The following is a 21594-nucleotide window of genomic DNA, read 5'->3' as shown; positions in this document are numbered from 1 at the left end:
GAGTCGGCATCCAGAACATCCTAGCGTGTGGATCTACAGTGTTACCCGATATCCTCCTTGGCAATTGGATTATCCACATCTTGCTCTGATGCGGATGGCGATCATTGCCGAGGTTCAAGCACAACGAGAATAATCTGATTTTAAGGTGGGGAAGCGTGGCGGAGCGAGGGCCTGTGGGGCAGGAAGTACTGCCGGACAGGGTTTCCGGCGGATATCCAGGTGAAATGTCGGACATTTCTTTTGGGCCGTGTGTGCTCGGCGAAATTGAGTTGTGGCACGCTCGCGGAGACTTTTCAGAGCTGATTGGACCGAGCTCCGTCGGTCAGCTCGACCTGTATTTCATCGATCACGCGATGCTTGAAGTTCCGGGCAAGTCCGGCCCTGTCCTGATGGAGAAGGGCCTCCTGGTGCTCCCTGGGGGCTCCGGCGGGACCGACTTCCGTGGTTCGGGAACCATTGACAGGCTCCGGCTGAGCAAAGCGACGGCGGAGACCTTCGTCCCTCGCGCCCTGCGGCGGGCGCATTTGTTCACGGCGCTCACCCGGCTGGATGATGCGACGCGCAGTTTCATCCGCGCGTTCATGAATCATCCCGTGGATCGGGAGCGTTCCTCCATTGAAGACTATGCCTCCGAGCAGATTTTGCTCGAGCTCGCGGGCAGCATCCTGCTGGATCACTACGGGTCCTCACTGGAGGCCGGATCGACGTCGTCTGGGCTGAGGGACCGGGCCATGGCGGTGATCGCTCAGCGCTGCGCGGACCGCGATCTGAAGCCCGAAACCGTGGCTCGGGCGGTGCAGTCATCCTTGCGCCGGGTGCAGGCCGCATTCGCCGAGGTCGGCAACTCCATCGCCGCTGAAATCCGCAGGCAGCGCGGCCGGCTTGCGAAGAACCTCCTGACTGATGGGCGATACGACGTGCTCAGTGTGCAGCAGATCGCCGAGCAGACCGGGTTCGGCACGACGGCGGCTTTGCGGCGTGCCCTCGACGAACTGTACGGCTGTGGGCCTAGAGAGCTGCGGGACGGACGGGCCTCCTTCTGAACTGCATGTTCGCCTTCCAAAAGGAGGGCCTCGGAGCGAATTGATTTCCTTCACGATGCGCCACAAGAGACATTTCGTGCAGATCTTGTGCCGTTAAGCGCCAACTTTCAGGAAAGTCGCAGGATCGCCGAAACCCTCTGTCTAGGCTCGAAACCACGCAGGGGGTCTTCATCACTCGCAGGACTCCGCCCACAGGTTTCACTCCACTTGAAATGAGGAAGCATGAGCGAAGAACTCAACGTCTCCAACCCGACCAGTCGTCGCGCCGTCGTCAAGGGCGCCGCATGGTCCGTGCCGGTCATTGCTGCAGCAGTTGCTGCGCCGGCGGCCGTCGCCTCGGTGAACAACCTCAGTGTTGCCCTCACCAACCCGAGCACGTCGCTCCTCTCCCTTCATCTGCTCGACTCGGTCTCGCTGATCACCGCCCAGGCTCTGGTCACCGTTCCGAATGACGTGACGTACACCAACGGCGCCGGTGCGGTTTCTCAGAATGCCACCATCACCGTGACGGTTGCCCGCCCGGGCGGCATCAACATTCCTGTGGGGCGTGCCCGTGGATTCGGTGTGTACTCGTATGACGGTGTCGCAACCCCGTCCGCTGAGCGAACGGTCACCTACCAGTCCGCTCCGATCATCGGACAGTTCGGCATGCCCACCACCACCTGGACGGGTGTTCGTCCGGTGACGGTGAACAGCAATGGCACCGTCAACGTTCCGATCGAATTCGGCTTGGCCGGAGTGAGCACCGGTGTTTCCATCAGCCTCCTGGCTTCGTTCCCGATCACCATCACGGTGGACCTCGGAACCCGCACGATCACCGGCAGCGGCAGCATCTCCGTGCCGGTCGGCGCAGGCATTCTCTAAGAGGCATTCCTGTAGCAATCGACATCACAGAACGCGTCTGCCGTACGGCGGGCGCGTTTCGTGCATTTCGCGAGGGTGAACTATGGTAATTCCTGAGCTTTGTCGCCGGGAGACCGCGTCCGTCAGCCGTTTCATGAATATCCAAGTGGTGGGGGAAAATTGCAGACCAGTGACATTCTGCTGAGCGCCTTGGGCGGCCTGGTCCGGATCCGTTTCGACTTCTCAGAGCATTCCTTGGACGAGTCCCGTTTGAATGCCCTTGCCGCCCCCTGGGTTGATGCCTTGGAGCCGCCTCTCACCTCGGGCGACGCCGAACCGTCCGCCGTGGAGGTTCCTTGGATGTTTCCCGATGAGGAAGGCCTGACCGCTTCCATCGCAGAACTGTCCACCCACGCCACACTTGCCGCGATCGAGGGCCGGCGCGGTGAATTGCTCATGCTCCATGCGGCGGGCATCGCTGATGAGTCCGGCCAGGTGGTTGCTTTCATCGGGCCGTCCGGACGCGGCAAGACCACGCTGTCGCACACTCTCGGGCAAGAGTACGGCTACGTTACGGACGAGACCGTCGGTATCGAGATGGACGGTGAAGTTCATCCGTATCGTAAGCCGCTCTCGGTGATCAGGTCCGGTGAGACGTACAAGGAACAGATCGCTCCCTCCGTTTTGGGACTCAAGGAACTTCCCAGCGGGCGTCTGAGGTTGGGCGGTTTGTGCCTGGTCGAACGCCGGTCTGATCTCCAGGGGCCCGCCACGGTGACGAATCTGGGTCTGTGCGAAGCACTTGCGGGCATTGTTCCGGAAGCAAGCTACCTCGCAGAGCTTGAGCGCCCTCTGCAGAGCATTGCCCGTCTGGTCGACAGCTGTGGGACGATCCGGCAGGTCACCTACCGTGAGGCCGCGGATGTGCTTGCTCTCGTCCCCCAGCTCCTTGCAGTCACCGAGCCGGCTCCCTGGGAAGCGGTGCTCCCGGCGGAATCCGTGCAAGGAGCCCGACACCCCTATGTCCTAGAGGTCTTCCGTCCAGCGGAGGTGCTCGACGCCGTCGAGGCGGATGGATTGACCGCTGTTCTGGACGGGAATCGTGTGGTGCACGTCCTGGATGGCGTTGGTCCCGTCGTGTGGCGGTCTCTCGTCAGTGGAAGGGACTTCGCCGGGGTCCTGGAAGACGTCGAACGCGCCTTCGGTGCTCCGCCGGAGCAGGAGCTTGAAGCGGCGCTGACCGCAGTCATGGAGTCCTTGGCAGCCGCCGGCGTCTTCCGCCGAGTGCCGATGGAGGTCTGATGGGCACCGTGGAGGAGCCGGACGAGAAACACGTTGCGCAGGAGCAAACGAGCAAGGCCCCTGTGCGGGGGAGCCGTCGTCGGCGTCTCCTGAAGTCCCCGTGGCTACACCTGGTCCTCGCAGTCGTGGTGGTGGCCCTCGTTCAAGGCTTCCTGGTGAAGGTCTACCAGATTCCATCCGGCTCGATGGAACAGACCTTGAATGTGGGTGACCGGGTCCTCGTGAACCGGACCGCCTACGTTTCATCCACACCCCAGCGTGGCGATGTCGTGGTCTTCCGGAGGACGGCAGCCTGGGGGCCCACCGCGGAGCATAATCCTTTGCGTACAGCAGTCGGCTGGTTCGGCGATCTGACCGGAATCGGTCCTGGCAACACCGAGTATCTGGTGAAACGAGTCATCGGAGTTCCGGGGGATACGGTGTCCTGCTGTGATGCCCAAGGGCGGGTCATGGTCAACGGGAAGGCCATTGACGAGCCGTATATCTACCAGGATCTGCCGTTCATACCGAGCGCCGGACGCGAGCATTGTACGATGCAAAGCTGGTCCCCTCGCTGTTTCGCTGCCGTGACTTTGGGTGCTGATCAGTACCTGGTTCTCGGGGACCATCGTTCCAATTCATCCGACTCGGTGAGCGCCTGCCGCGGCCCTCGGGCCGACACGAATTGTGGACGGTTGATCAGTAAAGAGGAAATCATAGGCACGGCGTGGTTCGTGATGTGGCCGCCAGAGGGACTCCGAATAGTACATTGAAATTCAGACCCGGCCCAAGACGCCCTTCGCTGCAGTGATAAAGGCGCGTCTCACAGCAGGTATGGCAAGAGAACACCCAACGCAGGCCATCCAGAGCGCAAGCCCCCAGCAGAATCGAGGCGCTGGGTTCGCCGTCGTCCAGTAGATCGAATCGGCAATCCAGGTAACCACTGCGGCGATCACGTACACGGCCAGGGCGGGCAGTCCTGCCTGGATCAGTTTCAGGGGTTGAACGCCGATCCGTCTGGCTGCCCAGAACGTTCCACAGCACCAGATTATGACTTGCTGGAATGCGACCAGCACACAAACAGCAAGCACTCCAGTCTGAGCGGCAGGGTAGATGAGTGCGAGCAGGATGAGGCGCCCAGGGAGTTCCGAGAGAAACAGCAGTCCCGTCCTAGCGCGGGACAGACAGGCCCAGTAATAAAAGTACGCAAGAGTCTGAAAAAGCGACGCGATACACAAAACCCGGACATAGGGGGCCGATGCTTCCCAGCTTGGTCCTAGAACCAAAGCAATCAATGCAGGTGCCGTTGCCACCAGCACACTGAGCGCTCCGATGCTCACCACTGAGGCAACGCGTTGAAGTCGTTGGAGAATTGCGTTGAACTCGCTGTCGTCAACAACCTTGGCAAGACGGGGGAGCATGACGCGAGTCAGCGGAGAGAGCACTTGCTGGATCGGAAGGAGAACTATTTGAAACGCCCTGCTGTAGAGACCCACTGCAGACGGCGTCGCGAATCTTCCAAGAGCGACTGTGTCAGCATTGCTCGCCGCAAAATTCAAAAGCTGAAGTCCGAAGTTGTTAGCACCGAACGTGATGAAAGTGCGCATGGATGCACGCCCTGGTTTGAGCGGCAGCCGCCCACCCCTGGTGAGCAATAGCACCGCAGTCGTGGCGGCGACCACGACTTGCTGTGCCACCAGACTCCAGTAATCAAACCCCAGGAGGGCCACGCAGACGGCCAGGGAAAAGCCTGCCAACGCGCTCAAGAAGTCCACCCAGGCCAGGAAGGTGAAGCGCGAGCGTCGTGTCAACTGGACCCTGGACTGCACACTGATGCCATTGAGAATCAGAGGACCTGCGAGCCAGAAGAGAATCGCGACCATTCTATCGTCCCTGTAAAACGCTGCGATTGTTGGTGCTAGTCCGACCACAACCGCTGCTGCGAGCACACCGATTGCTGTGTTGAGCCAAAAAAGGTTGGCCCGCTGTGTATGGTCGAGACTCTTGGCCTGTATAGCGGCGAGAGAAAGCCCGAAGTCGGCGAGCAGATTAGCCAAAGACGTAACTACTAGAGCCATGGCGATCAGCCCTACAGACGAGGGGCCGAGCATGCGCGAGAGCACAACAAGGGAAGCAAGATTGAGTGCATATCGTCCCCACTGTCCAATGAGGGTGACGAGGGCTCCTTTGCGAAAGTTCACGTTGTTCCAGGTTCTCGGGTGACAGTGAGGATCACATCTGCCATGGATTGGCCTACGAGAGCCGGGGCACGATCATCCATCGGCGTGGAAGGCGCTGAATCAAGAAAATCACCTGCGGCGGACAACGCTGCCAAGAGCGCCGTTGTCGTGAGTTCTCCGTCGTAAAGGTGAATCCAGTCCGGGCCGAACTCATCCTGCAGAAGAGCTGATCCAGGTGAGCGTGGCATGAGAACTGGACGATTGAATGACAAAGCAAGGAGGGCGCTTCCTGAGTTTAGTACGTTCCGAATGGGAAGCGCGATCAGGGTCCCCTTGCTAATGAAATTAGAAAGAGCCTGATCGTCAATCTCGTAGAGGTCAAGATTGACATTATCTCGATCCGATGAGAATCGTCTGAGCATGCTTGCAATCGAATCATCGAGAGGCTTTCCGGAAATTTCGAGGCGGTAGGGTGGCCCGACTGTGTCAAAGGCGGCGACGAGTTCCTCGAGACCCTTATATGGGCGGATTAAACCGAAAAAGGAAATCGTAGGGTGCTTGCTATCTCTCTCTTCTAGAGGTTCCGGGTATGATCCACGATAATGCGGATGCGGTACCACGGTGAAGGGGCTTCCGGGTTGGTGCAGTGGAGAGAGTCCCACCCAATGATTTGTCAGTCGGTCCAAAGCCTTCAACGCGAGAGTATCGAATCGATTCCCTGCTTCATGGGGATTGCGATTATGTACCGTACGCACGACCTTTTTGCTACTAAACCGGATTCGGAGCAGGAGAGCTAGGAATAAAACGGCTTTAGGTGCACGTCGGAGAGCGGTAGGAGAACGCAGAAGAGCTTCGGGCCAGTGAATGTGAATGACATCGTAGTTGCCGAGTAGAGCTCGTTTCCAGCTGAACCATTGGATCGAGATGCGCGGATCTCTCTCCATTTCGCGTGCCATGATCTTGACATACGGATTTGCCAAGGCATTGGGAGATTCGACGGATTCCAAGACGAGGATTTCGCCATCAGTACTTTTCATTGAAATCCTTTCAGGGGCTCGAGTTGCTCGACGCGACCGTCGGCCAGCGAGCCTGGTATCTGGGAAGTAACTACTGTAGATGCTCGTGCGGCAAGCAGTGCGAACACGGGCAATGTGTGGGAAGTGCCGAAGAGCTCCGTATTGTCAAACATTGCGTGTGCGAACATCCATACTAATGCTGCCAACTCAAAGGAAAGCGCGAGGGCCTCCCTTCGTGAGTTAGCCCTGGCAATGGCCTTGACATAGTAGAGGCCGAAGAATATGAACACGAGAAGTATAAGAATCGGCGCAAGAAGCCCAGCGTTTGCCCAGTTCCAGATGAGCAGGTTATGTGGTTGGTAGTTGTCACGGAGTCCGTAGCTTGCGGCGTCCTGGGCCCAATGGAGTGACCATCCTTGGAAGCCCAGCCCGAGCAAGGGACTTTGTTGAAAGTACCCTGCCGCGGCGCTCCAAAGGCCGACGCGGGCAGTAGCCGCCTCATCGGCGCGGTTCAGCAGGTCCGAGGCTGTGCCAGCGAGCGCGCCGAGAGCAGCGGCTAGAACGCCAAGGCCTGCGATACTGAACACCATGCCGGCGGGATTCTTCCTCAACCGGATCACGGCCGGGATCAGAAGGAACGATGCAGGGATGATTGCGCACAGGATGATTGCAGTTTTAGAACCTGTGAACACTGATCCGGTCATGCAGACGACGGTCGTTGCGACCATGAAGAAGGAACGTTTGCGAAGCCACAAAGAGAAGTAGACGAGGCCCCAAACAGCCATGACCATCGATGCCTTGTTGCCGTTGACGAACAGGAGTCCACCAGATTTCTCGGGGTCAGTTACGTTGTTCGGCAAAGTGGTGAACAGATACCTTGCCTCGTCTCCGAGGAGGAACTCAAAAACCTTGCTCCGGAAATAGCTGTCCTCAACAACGGGGTTGACGAGGAAAAGAATGGTCGCCAACGATTGCGCTAAGGCAATCGGAGCGATGATCCACATGGTGACACGGAGGAGGTCAGTCCGGCTCGAATCCTCGCTGGTGTGTGCCATGATGATCGCCCCGACTGTGGCGAAGGCAGTGATCACAACGGCGATGCTCTGGCTCGGCTTTGGAGACCACGTGGACGCAAGAGCGTAGACGAGCATGAGGATGGTCAGCAGTAGTGGGATAGGGCGAGTAAGCAATCGCCCAGCCTTCGAGAAGGTCCGCAGCCATGATGCAACGGAAAAGAACTGACCTGGAGTCGTCGGCATCGGAAAGGGGAGTGGGCTAACAGCTGAAATCGCAACAAACAGCATCCATAAAACTCGCTCTTTACAAGCCAAGAACGCCACAAGGCATACCACGATAAGGCCCACTGCCAAGGCCAAGGGAGCGTAGGACTCTACCAAGTGTTGCAGCATTAGCTTCCTCCCGAGGGTGATGTCGACATGACCGGGTTTAAGTCTCTCTCAAGCAATGCCGCGCCCTGTCAGAACTTTCAGGGGGAGGACGGCCACGGAGGGGAGTGCTTTGAGCCCCGGTCGCCCCCAGGTGAAGGCCGTGCCGAGCACGGCCAGCGCAGTCTTCACATCGCGGTGCCGCCAAGCCTGAAAGTATGTCACCGTAAGGAGGAAGTCCCCCCGGGTGCGTTTGTCCAGATGTTCCAGAGACCGTCGGGCCCAGGCCAGCGAATCCGAGGGCTTGATGCCACGAGAAACCGATCCTCCGCCGTCGCGAAGCTCTGTGAGGGGCAGGGGCACTTGGCAGATGTCCAGGCCGGGGATCTCCTTATCGAGCCTCAAGAGCCAATCGGTGTCCTGATGGAAGCGGAGGGTGACGTCGAAAGGGTGTGCCAGAACCATGCCACGTGGGAACACCAGGGTCGAGGTGTGCATCGCTCCCTGCCCTCCCTTCACGGCCTCTTTGCGAAAGAGATAGTGTGGCAGCCGTTCACCTGTCTGCCGTAGTCGTCGGGGCCAGACCCGTCCGCTCGGTTCCTGTACCGATGTGGTGGAAAGCCAGAGGTTCTCAGAGCTGGGCGCCGATGAAAGCTGGTGGGAGAGCTTTTCGGGATGCCAGACATCGTCGTCGTCGAGCAGGGCGATCACATCGCCGCTGGCCGCAGTGATTCCAGCCATCCTCGCGACGTTCCCTCCCGCGCGAGGTCCAGTTCGGACCACTTTGACACGGGGATCTTCGGGAAGCGCCAGTTCGTCGGCGGTGTCGGCGGCTACGACCACCTCGTGAAGAAACTCGGTCTGCGCCAGGGCCGAGGCGACGGCGTCATACAGCTCAGGTCGACCGATCGTGGGGATGACTGCGCTCACCCGCCAGATGTGCTTGTTGGTGTCGGTCATGGCAATGAACCTGTCGCTCGAAGTACGTTGTCGGCATAGTGGGACCAATCGGTCCAGCCGGCTCTGATGGCATCATCCGAGATGTCCTGCCGCCGTTCCTCGCTCAGCCTGGGCGCGCCGGCGAGGGCGCTTCGAAGGTTCGCCGTATCCCCGGCGTCGAGCACCGTATGGTGGCCTGAAAGAACCTCGTGTGCGCCGTTCTCGCGCGTCGTCACTACCGGCAGGCCTGCGGCAGCGGCCTCAGCGACGACCAAGGCAAAACAGTCTTCGACCGACGGGAGCACAAATAGATCCGAGCGTGCGTAGAGCGCGGCCAGTTCGGGCGCAGTCAGCACCCCGGCCAGCCGGACATTGTCCGGGAGATCCTGCAGAATTCCCCGATCGAAGATCTGGCCCACCAACACCAGATCCAACGGAAGTCCCCGGACCGCATCCAGGAGGAAAGGGATTCCCTTACGAAGGCTGATCTGCGCAGTGCAGACCACTTGCAGCCGTTCGGAATCCCTCGCATCGGCCGGCTTCTTGCCCGCCCGGAAGACTGTTGGGTCCACTCCGTAAGGAACTTGGAGGATCTTTTCCGCCGGGATGCCGTTGGCGAGCATCTGATCGGCCACTACTCGCCCGGGAACGAGTATCTTGTCCGCGAGTTGCAGTTCAGCTTCGATGCGAGAGACGAACCATTCGGGATACATCTCTGCGCGGGCTCGGCGCGCACCGAAGAAGTGCTCGAGCATTGTGTTCCGGACCCTGGGATGGGCATCGATCTCGTGCAGGACGAGGGCTCGGTCTGGGTTTCGTTTGAAGGTCTCCAGAGAGGATCCAGGCATGGAGAAGAGGACTTCTGCGTCGCCGAAGTCCACGTCACGTGCCGCCCTGTCGTAGCTGACTTTCCATGTGGCGTTGCCCAGGCTATGAGTGAGGGGCGACCTTTTCCGGCCGCCCAGGACTCTTGCGAACTCCGCAGTGGGGGAGAGCAGCACGTCCTGCGGAAGCCTGCCGCTCTCAACCCGGGCGCTCTGCTTCTTGATGAACTGCTGGAGAGGGGCCACCTGGGGGAACGCCCGTGACGCGACGCGGGCCATGGACAGCAGCGGCGTTTGATTGCGAATGGCCCGGCGCGTCAGAAGTCCGTGCCGATCGGCTCCAGCGGCGATGGCGCGGATCGCGTTCTCATCGAAGGCACTCGAGACCGCCACTGGCCGGCCATGGATGCGGTCCGTGCCGGAGAGCATATCGCTCATGGCCGTGCTCCTTCCGTCAGCGTGCTCAGAAGGCCGTTCACGGCCTCTGCCGAATAGGACCACGAGTATTTCGCAGCATTCTCCTGGCCGAGGCTGATGAACTTCTGCCGAAGGACGGCATCAGTATCGAGCTCGCGAAGTCCCGCCAGAAGTGACTCCTCGGATTGTCGCGCAAAGTAGCGCGCGGAGGACCCCAAAACCTCCCGGAGTGCGGCGGCGTCGGAGGCGAGGACCGGGAGGCCCGAGGCCTGGGCTTCCAGTGGGGGAATGCCGAAACCTTCATAGAGGGAGGGGAAGACGAAGGCACGCGCCGAAGCGTAAAGGCGCCTCAGTTCCTGATCGTCCACCCGTCCCAGATACTCGATGGCGGTGCTTGACGTTCCGCCCCCATTGGTGCGGGCCACGCTCTCCGGCGTGCTGCCGACCAGCTTCAGTCGCGTGGGGCTTCCTGTCGACTCCACATAGCGCTGGAACGTCCTGACCAGAAGATCGATGTTCTTGTGTGGCAGGAGAGAGGAGACTGCAAGAAAGTAGGGCGGGTCAGCTTCGAGCCCGGATTCCTGATGAAAGCCTTGCGAGGCTGCATTGGGAACGACGGAGATCTTGGCCGGGTCGAGCCTGTAGACGGCGGCGATCTCCTGGCGTGAGAACTCGCTGACCGTCACTACGGCCTTGGCGGGCCGAAGAGTCAGGGCCGAGAGCAGCCGGTAGGCCGTCCTGAACTGCAAGGAGTACGTGTGTGGCTCACGCACGTAGGTCACGTCATGATGAGTGACCACCTGACGACGGCGAAGCACCGGTCCGGTGTTGGTCAGCGAGAGGAGAAGAGGTTTCCCAGGGGTCTGCGAGAGCGCGCGACGCAGGTCCCACTGTTCCCAGAGGTGCCCTTGATGCTTGCCCCATTGCCGGACGGGGGTGCCTGCGATCGAGGCCATCCGGAGAGGACCGGGCGGTGCGACGAGCACGAGGTCATCGCGCAAAGACAGCAGCTCGGCGACGATTTCCTCTGCGAAGCGCTGGACGCCGGTGACCTCCTGGGTCAGGAATCGGCAATTCACGACGATCATGCGACGAACGCTCTCAGCTCATCCTCGAAGCGGGTCGTGGCGAAACGCGAGGTGGCCAGGACCCCGTCGAACGGGGCCAGACGCAGGGCATCGTCGAGTGCCGCGGCAAGATCGACGACGTCGGTGGATGCGGCGACCACACCGGTGACACCTTGAGTCAGACTTTCGAGCTGTCCGCCGATGGGACCCGTGACGACGGGGGTGCCGGCGGCTTGAGCTTCCACCGGCACGATTCCGAAATCCTCGACGGCTGGAAAGACCAGCGCCTTGGCCATCTGGTAGAGGGAGAAGAGCAGGGCGTCCGAGGGGGCGATGATGAAGTGCACGGGCACGGACGATTGGGACGCGAGCATGCGGAGATGTTCTTCCTCGGGGCCTTTGCCTGCGATGACGACCGGAAGCCCGGCCGCTGCACCCGTTGCCAGCACCAGATCGAGACGCTTGTACGGGATGAATCGGGAGACCCCCAGAACGAACTCCTGAGGCAGGCGTTCGAGGGCCACCACCTCTTCCGGGTCCGTGACTTCTGAGCGCCAATCAGCCACCTGCTGAACGCGTTCGACGGCCACCGGGGGATAGATGACGGAGGCTTCGCGCTCCCAGGTCGCAGCGATCCGTTCCCGCACGAATTTGCTGTTCGCAGCGATCGCAGTGGGCTCCTGGGCTCGTCGTCTGTCGATCTTCTTGAGCAGGGGTGCGACCGCACGCACTGCGGGGCTGGAACCGCGGTGATCGAGTTCCGGGGTCCAGATGTAGCGGGCCGGGGTGTGCGCATACACGTATTTCGGGGCGGAGTCGGGCTGGTCCCGGAACCGGACGTGATGGGCGAAGAGGTGCGAACTCACCAGAGTCCAGTCGTGCGGTCCCTTGCTTTCCAGCAGGCGCCAGGTGGGGACCATGAACGGCAGGGCCATGGCCTTCTTCCGGCGAAGTGGCGTCCCTGCAAGCCAGGTCTCCCGGATCTCGCGTGTGCCGAAACGTCCCGGAGCGTCATTCCACAGGCACTGGATGGCGGCATCGGGGAATGCCGATGCCATCGACTCCAGAACCTTCTCAGCCCCGCCCGAGGATTCGATCCATTCGTGAACAATCAGGCCGCTCATGGTTCAGGGCCGCCCCATCCCGAGGTAGGTCCAACCCGCAGAACGCCAAGCTGAAGGGTCGAGGCAGTTCCTGCCGTCCACGATGACGCGCCCTGACGCGAGATCAGACACCTCTGCCGGGCTCATTTCTCTGCGGTACTGGTCCCATTCCGTCACGACGACGACGGCGTCGGATCCGCGCAGTGCTTCATCGCGGTCCTCGAAGTACGTGAGCTGAGGGTGGAGAGCGCGGGCGTTGTGGAGAGCTTCGGGGTCGGTCACGACGACCTCGGCACCCAGTCCGTGGAGTCGGACCGCCACATCAAGCGCGGGTGAGTCGCGCACATCATCGCTGTGCGGCTTGAAAGCGGCGCCGAGGACCGCGATGCGCTTCCCGTAGACAGCGCCTCCGAGCCCTTCGACCACCAGCTGAACGGCACGTTCACGCCGTCGCAGGTTGATGGCGTCGACCTCGCGCAGGAAATTGACGGACTCCCGGCGTCCCAGCTCTTCTGCGCGGGCCGCGAACGCGCGGATGTCCTTGGGAAGGCAGCCACCGCCGAAGCCGATACCGGCGCCGAGGAAACGGCGTCCGATCCGTGGATCGTGACCGATGGCGTCTGCAAGCTGGGTGACGTCCGCGCCGACGGTCTCGGAGATTTCGGCCATCGCGTTGATGAAGGAGATCTTCGTCGCCAGAAACGCGTTGGCGGCCACCTTCACCAACTCGGCTGTGGCGTAGTCCGTCACGATGAACGGAGTGCCTTTTGCCACGGCGGGGTGGTAGACCTTCCGAAGAACGTCGGCGGCTACGGCACCCTCGGGCCCGGACGGTACCCCGGTGACGAGACGGTCAGGGTCGATGGTGTCCTGCACGGCCCAGCCTTCCCGCAGGAACTCCGGATTCCACACGAGGGTCGCACCGGTGGGTGTGACCAGTTCGGCCAGGCGTGCCGCAGTTCCTACCGGAACGGTTGATTTACCTGCGACGATGTCGCCGGGCTGAAGATAGGGGAGCAGTTCGCTCACGGCTCCGTCGACATAGCGCAGGTCGGCGGCATAGCCGCCGGCCTGCTGAGGGGTGCCGACCCCGATGAAATGCACCGCGGCACCGCGGACACTGCTCATGTCAGTACTGAACGACAGCCGTCCCGACTCGAGGCCGGCCTGGAGGATCTCCTGTAGCTGAGGCTCGAAGAACGGGGCTTCGCCCCGTGAAAGAGAGCCGACTTTTTCCGCGTCGACGTCGATTCCGACGACGTCGTGTCCGATGGACGCCATGGCGGCTGCATGGACGGCACCAAGGTACCCACAACCGATCACCGAAAGGCGCATCTATCCCCCCACTTTATCTTTCATATCCCGGATCATTCTGTCATAGCACGGAGTCGTTCCCCCTCCTATAGGGTGACTCCACCGCCGCATTCCCAGCCGTCTCACACCGCCCATTCAGCGATTGCTCTTGAAGGCTCGAGTAAGCCGCTGCAACCGAGCGGTGAGCAATTTGTTCGTCTGCGCTCCCACTCTGCTGTTGGACGCGAAAGCCACATCGGATTTCGGCCAGATCAACCGGAAGAGCACTTTCGCCTTGGACCTTCGCGGGACAGACCGGAGCGCCAGCAAATAGGCTCGGGCGCGATTCTTTTCCTCGCGCCAGCGCCAATTCAATGGCGGCTTTCCGTCACTTCCATGAAAATCGTCCGGGAAGGCCGAACGCAAGAGACCTTCCAGCGAGGCATCGGCTTTCAGCCGTAAAGCGAAGCTGAGGCCCTCGTGGCCCCCGATTCCGAGAATCTTGGCTGCGTGCTCCCGACGCTCCTGATTCGGAGGAACACCGATCTCCGGTCTGGTCAGATTGAGTGCTTCGATGACCGTGTGGGCGGGCACTGTGGGCACCATGACGTCGACGGATGCGAATTCCATGTGAGTCGAATGGTTCCTCACCTCCGCGAAGGCGTCCTCCTCGGAAAGTGAAACGCCTGGGAAGTGATGATGAACGTCAAGTTCGCAGCCCCAGCTTTCAGGTTGGAGCGTCACGGAATGGTCGATCGGGACCCCGTTCCATACGTCGGGAACCGGGCTCCAACCCCACGGCTCCAGCGAACAGCTGAGATCTTCGGCGCGTTCAGGGTCGATCCAGACATCGACGTCCCCCGAATGTTCGCGTTCTCTGAGTCCCTGAGCGTGAAGGATCGGTCCTTTGATGAAAACCAATGGAATTCCGCCGTCGCGAGCCACACTGCCGACCATTGCGTACACCAGTTCATGAAGTGGCGAGGAGAGCCGGGGCGGTCGGACGGTCTTGATCCGGGCGGAATGGCTCTGGTCGTTCGATGCGATTCCGAACTCCTCGAACTCACGGACCATTGACAGTTCATCGGGAGTCAGTTCGGTTTCGAGGACAGGACCGTTGACGAGGCGGAGCCATAACGCAGCCGGTGACCCGACGAGGCCGATAGGATCGGCCGGTTCGGTCGCCAACAGCATGAGATCCGCTCCTGACCGGTTCTCGGGCCAATCGCGAAGATCGAGCGCGCCATAGGCGACGGCTACCCAGCCGGTCATCGAGTCCTTTCAAGGCGGTATTTCATGACATGGAAAGCACAAAAGTGTCAGTGGGCCTGAAACGTTTTCCAGTCTCTGTGGCCAGCATAACCGGCCACATTTCGTCTGATGAAATCCCTGCTTGTCTCGACTGATCTGACCATTCGGCGGAGATTGGGCTTTCGCCGTTTCTCCGCCTTTGAAGCGTGGCGGAGGTTGGACGACGTTTTGACATGGAAGGCAGCGGGAAGATCAGTAAGCCCCATCCTTGCCGACCACAGCCTTCGCCGTACGGAAGAGAATGAGTACGTCCTGAGCGAGGGACCAGTTCTCCACGTAGTAGAGATCCAGCCGGATGGATTCTTCCAAAGACAGATCGTTACGTCCGCTCACCTGCCACAACCCCGTCATGCCGGGCTTGACGAGAAGCCTGCGGTGGGAGGCCATGTCGTACATCTCCACCTCGCGGGCGACCTGCGGACGAGGGCCCACCAAGCTCATCGTGCCGTTGAGAACGTTGAGCAACTGCGGGAGCTCGTCGATCGAATACCTGCGGATCCAAGCACCGAAACGAGTGACCCGCGGGTCCTTCTTCATCTTGAAGAAGATCATGCTGTCCCCGGTCTGGGCCTGGAGCTCGTGGAAGAGTGCTTCCGCATCGGTGCGCATGGAACGGAACTTGATCATCTTGAAGGGCTGACCGCCCTTCCCGATCCGCTCCTGGAAGAACAGGGCGGGACCGGGGCTGTCGAGTTTCACGATGGCGGCGATGATCAGCATGGGCACGGCGAGCAGCGTAAGGATGCTCAAAGAGCCGACGATGTCGAGCGATCGTTTGGCGAAAGCCTTCAGCCCGTCAAGTTTCGGGGTGGTGACGTGGATGAGGGGCAGCCCTGCGACCGGCTGCATGTGGATACGCGGTCCGGAGATGTCGGTCAGAGCGGGAGCCATGATCATGCCGACTTCGCGGGCGGAGAGGGCCCAGCCGAGATGCCGGAGGAAAACGGGATCCAGCTCAGCCCCGCTGGTGATGGCCACGGTGTCGACCTGAGAACGGTCGATGGCCTCCAAGACGGACTCCACGGTGGGCGTGGTCCCCATGATGGGTAGGGTCCCGCCCGTGAACTCCATGTCGGTCAAGAACGAGGCGACAGGCTTGTATCCGGACACGATGTGGCGGTCCAGTTTCTCATTGAGGTGCTCCACGCTGTGCGATGCACCCAGCAGAAGAACCCGGTGGAGATTCTGGCCGCGGAGGCGCGTCCGGTGCAGCGCTTTCCGCTGAGCCCATCGGGCGGTCACGAGGAATGCGACTCCGAGAGGAAGAGCGACGGCGACGTAGCCGCGAGCGGTATCCATTTTGAGGACGTAGGACACGACGGCGACCGCTCCGAAGAGCCAGAGCGAGGCGATCGTGACCCTGCGGTATTCCTCGATGCCGGTGCCGATGATCTTCCGGTCCCGGGTCCCGCTGTACTCCAGCACCACCCACCACGCGGCGATCAGGAACAGCGAAAGGGTCATGTAGGAGACATCGACGACGCGGCTGCTGACAGCGACGCTGTCCTCAAAACCGAAACGGAGCAGATAAGCGCCCATGACGGCGAGCACGATGCAGCTCAGGTCGAGCAGGCGCATCCGAACTCCGTGGGAGCGCAACCAGAGAGTGCTGCCAGGCACATGAACTTCGCTGGCAGCCGTGATTGAAACGGCCATGATCCGCGGTCCCGTCAGCCGTGCTGGTGACGGCTATGGCACGTGGACATCTGATCCACCGGCGGACTCGGCAATGCAACGCATGTATTCACAATCAAGCCCCCCGGCTCTCCCCCTGGCCCTTGCGGGCCATAACATTGATGTGATGCGTCCGAACCACCGTCACGAGCCGAGAAGCCGGGCGAGGTGAAGCATCGATGCCTATCTTAGGGCCGGGCAACTTAGCACACAAAATGTTTCCTGAAGAAACTTTCATTCGACATGTTCTGTCACGAACTTCTTCTGGTTCGGAGCTGTTTACAGATTTTGCTGTCAGGGACAACGCTTAAACTGTTGGGACCATGGACATGCTCTTCGATCCCTATGCCAGCACGCCTGCCGCCGATGATCTCCGGGGCCGTCCCTCGCCGGGAGCCCGATCCTCAGGCGAGGGGGTGGGCGGTGCCCGAGGGAAGTCCGGACATGCGGAATCCGATGGAGGGAACTTCCGCCCGGCTCCCGCTGAGGCCCTCACCGAAGGGCTGAATCCCCAGCAGCATGCCGCCGTCGTGCATTCCGGCAGCCCACTGTTGATCGTGGCGGGTGCCGGTTCCGGCAAGACTCGCGTGTTGACCCACCGGATCGCCTATCTTCTGGCCACTGGACGGGCCCACCATGGCGAGATCCTGGCCATCACCTTCACCAACAAGGCCGCTGCGGAGATGCGGGAGCGCATCGAAGCCTTGATCGGTCCCCGGGCCAAGAGCATGTGGATCTCCACGTTCCACTCCTCGTGTGTGCGGATCCTCCGCCGGGAGGCGGCCAACGTGGGTCTCAACTCCAACTTCTCCATCTACGACTCGGCTGACTCGCTGCGTCTGATCACTCTGGTGGCGAAGAATCTGGATCTGGACCCCAAGCGGTTCCCGCCCAAGGGGATCGCCCACAAGATCTCGGCGCTTAAGAACGAGTTGATCGACGCGGAGGAGTTCTCGTCCACCGCCGCTGAGAACAATCCCATGGACCGTGCCGTCGCGGAGGTCTACCTCGGCTACACGCAGCGTCTCCGGCAGGCCAACGCCATGGACTTCGATGATCTGATCGCTCAGGTCGTGTTCATGTTCCGGGCCTTCCCAGCGCTTGCGGAGTCCTACCGCCGCCGGTTCCGGCACGTCCTGGTCGACGAGTATCAGGACACCAACCACGCCCAGTACGCACTGGTGAAGGAGATCGTCGGCACCATCGACGATGTTCGGCCCGGACAGCCCGGGACGGTCCCGCCCAGCGAACTCACCGTGGTGGGCGATTCCGATCAGTCCATTTACGCTTTCCGCGGGGCGGACATCCGGAACATCGTGGAGTTCGAGAAGGACTACCCGGATGCCGAGGTCATCAAGCTGGAGCAGAACTACCGATCCACGCAGAACATCCTCTCCGCGGCCAACGCGGTGATCTCACGCAACCCGGACCGCCAGGATAAGCGCCTCTGGACCGCGTCGGGCGATGGACCCAAGATCATCGGATACGTCGGCGAGAACGAGCATGAGGAGGCAGCATTCATCGCCCGCGAGATCGACAGGCTCCAGGACGCCGAAGGGCTGCGCCCCGGTGATGTCGCCGTCTTCTACCGGACCAATGCCCAGTCCCGCTCCCTTGAGGACGTCCTGGTGCGGATGGGCCTGCCATACAAGGTGGTGGGCGGTACGCGCTTCTACGAGCGCAAGGAGATCAAGGACGCGCTCGCCTATCTGCGGGTGCTGGTCAATCCCGACGACGACGTGAACCTCCGCCGCGTGCTCAACGAACCCAAGCGTGGGATCGGGGACCGGGCGGAGGCGGCTGTGGCCTCGCTCGCCGAGCGCGAACGCATTTCCTTCATGGCGGCCGCCCGCCGCGCACACGAAGCCCCCGCCATGGCCACGCGCTCCGTGAACGCGGTGCTGGGCTTCGTGAAGCTGATGGACGATCTGGGTGAGGTGGCGAGCGGTTCCGGTGCGGTGCCGGCCTTGGAAGCCGTGCTGGAGCAGACCGGCTATCTGGAAGCCCTGCGCCTGAGCAACGACCCACAGGATGAATCGCGGGTCGAGAACCTCGCTGAACTCGTCGCCGTGATCCGAGAGTTCCAGAACGAGAACCCGGAGGGGACTCTGGGCGACTTCCTGGAGCAGGTCTCGCTCGTGGCGGACGCCGACCAGATCCCGGATACTCCGGGTGATGTGGATGAAGCCGTGGCGGAGGCCCGGCGCCTGGGCGTGGTCACGCTCATGACCCTCCACACGGCCAAGGGCCTGGAGTTTCCCGTGGTCTTCCTGACCGGCATGGAGCATGGCATCTTCCCCCATGCGCGTTCGGCCACCGATCCCAAGGAACTCGCGGAGGAGCGGCGTCTGGCCTATGTGGGGCTCACACGAGCCCGCCAGAGGCTCTATGTGACCCGCTCCGAGGTGCGCAGCCTCTGGGGCCAGAGCCAGTACAACCCGGCGAGCCAGTTCCTGGAGGAGATCCCGACGGACCTCATCGAATGGGAGCGGGAGGGTACCGCCCGGCCGGCCGCCGCCGGCTGGGGTTCCAGTGGAGGCGGCAACAGCCGCTACGGAGGGTCGTTCTGGGGTGCGGGAACCTCTCGCAATGCGAACTTCGGCCCGGGCGGTTCCAGCGCGGGTTTCGATGCGGACGTCCCGGCATCGGTCGTGCGCGGCAGAGTTCAGCCGCAGAAGGAGGTCATCAGCGTGGCCCCCGGCGACCGTGTCAGCCATAACGCGTTCGGCGAGGGAGTCGTCCTGGCGGTCGAAGGAGTCGGGGACAAGAGCGTGGCCAAAGTGCGCTTCCCGGTGGGGGAGAAGAGGCTCTTGCTCCGCTACGCCCCGGTCACCAAGATCGAAAGCTGAGGAATCCATTGCGAGGTTGAGCTGGGACGTCGCGGGAACTCCGCACGCGCATAGCAAACGCTCCCGAAATTCTACAAATCATAGAAATGTGGGCTTAGTCACGAAACCGGTAGTCTGGGAGCGGCGCAGCCTCGGGCAGGGCTAAAGTTCCCTGTGGAGCACCTCCTACGGATGGGTGGCAACAACCGTCGGGGAGGCGCCTGCAAACCTACCTCGACGTAGAAGGACACCGAACCGTGGACCTGTTTGAATACCAGGCTCGCGACATGTTTGAGGCACACGGCGTTCCCGTGCTGGCCGGCATCGTTGCGACCACCCCCGAAGAAGCCAAGGCAGCTGCCGAGAAGATCGGCGGGGTCACCGTCGTCAAGGCACAGGTCAAGGTCGGCGGCCGCGGCAAGGCCGGCGGCGTGAAGGTGGCCAAGACCGCGGATGAGGCGTTCCAGTACGCCAGCGACATCCTGGGCATGGACATCAAGGGCCACACCGTCAAGAAGGTCATGATCGCGCAGGGCGCGGACATCGCCGAGGAGTTCTACTTCTCCATCCTTCTGGACCGCGCCAACCGCAACTACCTCGCCATGTGCTCGGTCGAGGGCGGCATGGAGATCGAGCAGCTCGCCGTAGAGCGCCCGGACGCCCTGGCGAAGGTCGCTGTCGACCCGGCCGTGGGCATCGACCAGGCCAAGGCCGATGAGATCGTCGCCGAGGCGGGCTTCCCCGAGGAACTCCGCGCCAAGGTCGCGGCGGTCCTGATCAAGCTCTGGGACGTGTTCAAGGGCGAAGACGCCACTCTCGTCGAGGTCAACCCGCTGGTCCGCACCGGCGCCGGTGACATCCTGGCTCTGGACGGCAAGGTCTCCCTCGATGAGAACGCCGGGTTCCGCCACACGGCTCACGAGGATCTTGAGGACAAGGACGCCGCAGACCCGCTCGAGGCCAAGGCGAAGGCCTCGGACCTCAACTACGTCAAGCTCGACGGCGAAGTGGGCGTGATCGGTAACGGTGCAGGCCTGGTCATGTCCACTCTGGACGTCGTCGCCTACGCCGGTGAGAACCACGGTGGCGTCAAGCCCGCGAACTTCCTCGACATCGGAGGCGGCGCCTCCGCAGAGGTCATGGCCGCCGGTCTCGACGTCATCCTGGGTGACGAGCAGGTCAAGAGCGTGTTCGTGAACGTCTTCGGCGGCATCACCGCCTGTGACGCCGTCGCCAAGGGCATCGTGGGCGCGCTCGCAGAGCTGGGCTCCTCCGCCAACAAGCCTCTCGTGGTCCGCCTGGACGGCAACAACGTGGAGGAAGGCCGTCGCATCCTGAACGAGGCCAACCACCCGCTGGTGACCCTCGCCGCCACCATGGACGAGGGCGCCGACAAGGCCGCCGAGCTCGCCAACGCCCGCTAAGCCCGGATAACAGAGGTAAAGAACATGTCTATCTACCTGAACAAGGACTCCAAGGTCATCGTCCAGGGCATCACCGGCGGCGAAGGCACCAAGCACACCGCCCTGATGCTCAAGGCCGGCACCAACGTCGTCGGCGGTGTCAACGCTCGCAAGGCCGGCACCACGGTCCGTCACCAGGCGGCCGACGGTGCCGCCGTCGAGCTCCCCGTCTACGGCACCGTCAAGGAAGCCATGGCGGAGACCGGCGCGGACGTCTCCATCGTCTTCGTGCCGCCGGCATTCACCAAGGACGCCGTGGTCGAGGCCATCGAGGCCGAGATCGGCCTGATCGTGGTCATCACCGAAGGCGTGCCCGTGCAGGACTCCGCCGAGTTCTGGGCCCTGGCCCAGTCCAAGGTGGACGTGAACGGTCAGCAGATCAGCCGCATCATCGGCCCGAACTGCCCCGGCATCATCACCCCGGGCGAAGCGCTGGTGGGCATCACCCCCGCCAACATCACCGGCAAGGGCCCGATCGGTCTGGTCTCCAAGTCCGGCACCCTGACCTACCAGATGATGTTCGAACTGCGCGATCTGGGCTTCTCCACCGCCATCGGCATCGGCGGCGACCCGGTCATCGGCACCACCCACATCGACGCCCTGGCCGCGTTCGAGGCCGACCCGGAGACCAAGGCGATCGTCATGATCGGTGAGATCGGTGGTGACGCCGAAGAGCGTGCAGCCGACTTCATCAAGGCCAACGTCACCAAGCCGGTCGTCGGCTACGTGGCGGGCTTCACCGCTCCCGAGGGTAAGACCATGGGCCACGCCGGTGCCATCGTCTCCGGTTCCGCCGGTACCGCTCAGGCGAAGAAGGAGGCCCTCGAGGCCGCAGGCGTGAAGGTCGGCAAGACCCCGTCTGAGACCGCGACCCTCCTCCGCGAGGTCTTCGCGGCCCTCTAAGCCGTCACTGCGGTCATCGACTGC

At 61.9% G+C, this 21594-nt stretch carries 17 protein-coding genes; 7 read left to right on the top strand and 10 right to left on the bottom strand.

The window, feature by feature from the left end; genetic code table 11:
• The first annotated feature begins 353 nt into the window (after positions 1-353).
• The 4 genes from ACIPXZ_RS15160 to lepB all read left to right on the top strand — a co-directional run bounded on the left by ACIPXZ_RS15160 (position 354) and on the right by lepB (position 3940).
• Positions 354-1043, top strand: a complete 690-nt coding sequence (locus ACIPXZ_RS15160) for a helix-turn-helix domain-containing protein (RefSeq protein WP_400595782.1) — start codon at positions 354-356, stop codon at positions 1041-1043.
• A gap of 222 nt (positions 1044-1265) precedes the next feature.
• Positions 1266-1907, top strand: coding sequence for a hypothetical protein (locus ACIPXZ_RS15155; RefSeq protein ID WP_400595780.1), 642 nt, complete (start codon positions 1266-1268; stop codon positions 1905-1907).
• A 159-nt stretch (positions 1908-2066) separates the two neighbouring features.
• Positions 2067-3188 carry a hypothetical protein gene (locus ACIPXZ_RS15150; protein WP_400595778.1) on the top strand — a complete coding sequence of 374 codons (1122 nt, stop codon included), beginning with the start codon at positions 2067-2069 and terminating at the stop codon, positions 3186-3188.
• Positions 3188-3940: a signal peptidase I gene (gene lepB, locus ACIPXZ_RS15145; RefSeq protein ID WP_400595776.1), complete on the top strand. Its 753-nt coding sequence runs from the start codon at positions 3188-3190 to the stop codon at positions 3938-3940. The genes ACIPXZ_RS15150 and lepB overlap by 1 nt, the downstream gene beginning before the upstream one ends.
• A gap of 3 nt (positions 3941-3943) precedes the next feature.
• Here the strand turns inward: lepB and ACIPXZ_RS15140 are convergent, their stop codons facing one another.
• The 10 genes from ACIPXZ_RS15140 to ACIPXZ_RS15095 form a co-directional block, all read right to left on the bottom strand.
• Positions 3944-5368, bottom strand: a complete 1425-nt coding sequence (locus tag ACIPXZ_RS15140; protein WP_400595774.1) for a lipopolysaccharide biosynthesis protein — start codon at positions 5366-5368, stop codon at positions 3944-3946.
• A complete protein-coding gene (locus tag ACIPXZ_RS15135) occupies positions 5365-6384 on the bottom strand; it encodes a hypothetical protein (protein ID WP_400595772.1) in 1020 nt (339 codons plus the stop codon). The genes ACIPXZ_RS15140 and ACIPXZ_RS15135 overlap by 4 nt, the downstream gene beginning before the upstream one ends.
• Positions 6381-7514: an O-antigen ligase family protein gene (locus ACIPXZ_RS15130; RefSeq protein WP_400595770.1), complete on the bottom strand. Its 1134-nt coding sequence runs from the start codon at positions 7512-7514 to the stop codon at positions 6381-6383. Before ACIPXZ_RS15130 ends, ACIPXZ_RS15135 begins: the two co-directional genes overlap by 4 nt.
• Before the next feature lie 306 nt (positions 7515-7820).
• Positions 7821-8708 carry a glycosyltransferase family 2 protein gene (locus ACIPXZ_RS15125; RefSeq protein ID WP_400595768.1) on the bottom strand — a complete coding sequence of 296 codons (888 nt, stop codon included), beginning with the start codon at positions 8706-8708 and terminating at the stop codon, positions 7821-7823.
• Positions 8705-9949, bottom strand: a complete 1245-nt coding sequence (locus ACIPXZ_RS15120) for a glycosyltransferase family 4 protein (protein ID WP_400595766.1) — start codon at positions 9947-9949, stop codon at positions 8705-8707. Before ACIPXZ_RS15120 ends, ACIPXZ_RS15125 begins: the two co-directional genes overlap by 4 nt.
• Positions 9946-11016 (bottom strand): glycosyltransferase family 4 protein, encoded by a 1071-nt coding sequence (locus tag ACIPXZ_RS15115; protein ID WP_400595764.1) that lies wholly within the window; start codon positions 11014-11016, stop codon positions 9946-9948. Before ACIPXZ_RS15115 ends, ACIPXZ_RS15120 begins: the two co-directional genes overlap by 4 nt.
• On the bottom strand, positions 11013-12119 hold the full coding sequence (locus tag ACIPXZ_RS15110; protein WP_400595762.1) for a glycosyltransferase: 1107 nt from the start codon (positions 12117-12119) through the stop codon (positions 11013-11015). The genes ACIPXZ_RS15115 and ACIPXZ_RS15110 overlap by 4 nt, the downstream gene beginning before the upstream one ends.
• 3 nt (positions 12120-12122) lie before the next feature.
• Positions 12123-13433 (bottom strand): UDP-glucose dehydrogenase family protein, encoded by a 1311-nt coding sequence (locus ACIPXZ_RS15105; protein ID WP_400595760.1) that lies wholly within the window; start codon positions 13431-13433, stop codon positions 12123-12125.
• A 114-nt stretch (positions 13434-13547) separates the two neighbouring features.
• Positions 13548-14663, bottom strand: coding sequence for a hypothetical protein (locus ACIPXZ_RS15100; RefSeq protein ID WP_400595758.1), 1116 nt, complete (start codon positions 14661-14663; stop codon positions 13548-13550).
• Positions 14664-14894: 231 nt separating this feature from the next.
• Positions 14895-16280: a sugar transferase gene (locus ACIPXZ_RS15095; RefSeq protein WP_400595756.1), complete on the bottom strand. Its 1386-nt coding sequence runs from the start codon at positions 16278-16280 to the stop codon at positions 14895-14897.
• A 425-nt stretch (positions 16281-16705) separates the two neighbouring features.
• On the opposite strand from ACIPXZ_RS15095, the gene pcrA reads away from it, so the two are divergent.
• The 3 genes from pcrA to sucD all read left to right on the top strand — a co-directional run bounded on the left by pcrA (position 16706) and on the right by sucD (position 21570).
• Complete coding sequence (gene pcrA / locus ACIPXZ_RS15090) at positions 16706-19225, top strand: DNA helicase PcrA (protein ID WP_400595872.1); 2520 nt, start codon at positions 16706-16708, stop codon at positions 19223-19225.
• A gap of 236 nt (positions 19226-19461) precedes the next feature.
• Positions 19462-20628, top strand: coding sequence for an ADP-forming succinate--CoA ligase subunit beta (gene sucC / locus ACIPXZ_RS15085; RefSeq protein WP_400595754.1), 1167 nt, complete (start codon positions 19462-19464; stop codon positions 20626-20628).
• A gap of 24 nt (positions 20629-20652) precedes the next feature.
• Entirely contained in the window at positions 20653-21570 is a 918-nt protein-coding gene (gene sucD / locus ACIPXZ_RS15080; protein WP_400595752.1) for a succinate--CoA ligase subunit alpha, read from the top strand.
• Positions 21571-21594: the final 24 nt, after the last annotated feature.

The organism is Arthrobacter sp. NPDC090010 (assembly GCF_044748305.1).
GTDB lineage: Bacteria > Actinomycetota > Actinomycetes > Actinomycetales > Micrococcaceae > Arthrobacter_E.
The sequence above is the reverse complement of the archived record's forward strand: the minus strand, read 5'-3'. Positions and strand labels throughout refer to the sequence as shown.

Bases quoted from the DNA above. Each gene is read 5' to 3' on its own strand.
- ACIPXZ_RS15160 (WP_400595782.1), top strand. From the start codon at position 354: ATGCTTGAAGTTCCGGGCAAGTCCGGCCCTGTCCTGATGGAGAAGGGC.
- ACIPXZ_RS15155 (WP_400595780.1), top strand. From the start codon at position 1,266: ATGAGCGAAGAACTCAACGTCTCCAACCCGACCAGTCGTCGCGCCGTC.
- lepB (WP_400595776.1), top strand. From the start codon at position 3,188: ATGGGCACCGTGGAGGAGCCGGACGAGAAACACGTTGCGCAGGAGCAA.
- ACIPXZ_RS15135 (WP_400595772.1), bottom strand. From the start codon at position 6,384: ATGAAAAGTACTGATGGCGAAATCCTCGTCTTGGAATCCGTCGAATCT.
- ACIPXZ_RS15130 (WP_400595770.1), bottom strand. From the start codon at position 7,514: ATGCTCGTCTACGCTCTTGCGTCCACGTGGTCTCCAAAGCCGAGCCAG.
- ACIPXZ_RS15125 (WP_400595768.1), bottom strand. From the start codon at position 8,708: ATGACCGACACCAACAAGCACATCTGGCGGGTGAGCGCAGTCATCCCC.
- ACIPXZ_RS15120 (WP_400595766.1), bottom strand. From the start codon at position 9,949: ATGAGCGATATGCTCTCCGGCACGGACCGCATCCATGGCCGGCCAGTG.
- ACIPXZ_RS15115 (WP_400595764.1), bottom strand. From the start codon at position 11,016: ATGATCGTCGTGAATTGCCGATTCCTGACCCAGGAGGTCACCGGCGTC.
- ACIPXZ_RS15110 (WP_400595762.1), bottom strand. From the start codon at position 12,119: ATGAGCGGCCTGATTGTTCACGAATGGATCGAATCCTCGGGCGGGGCT.
- ACIPXZ_RS15105 (WP_400595760.1), bottom strand. From the start codon at position 13,433: ATGCGCCTTTCGGTGATCGGTTGTGGGTACCTTGGTGCCGTCCATGCA.
- ACIPXZ_RS15100 (WP_400595758.1), bottom strand. From the start codon at position 14,663: ATGACCGGCTGGGTAGCCGTCGCCTATGGCGCGCTCGATCTTCGCGAT.
- ACIPXZ_RS15095 (WP_400595756.1), bottom strand. From the start codon at position 16,280: ATGCGCCTGCTCGACCTGAGCTGCATCGTGCTCGCCGTCATGGGCGCT.
- pcrA (WP_400595872.1), top strand. From the start codon at position 16,706: ATGCTCTTCGATCCCTATGCCAGCACGCCTGCCGCCGATGATCTCCGG.
- sucD (WP_400595752.1), top strand. From the start codon at position 20,653: ATGTCTATCTACCTGAACAAGGACTCCAAGGTCATCGTCCAGGGCATC.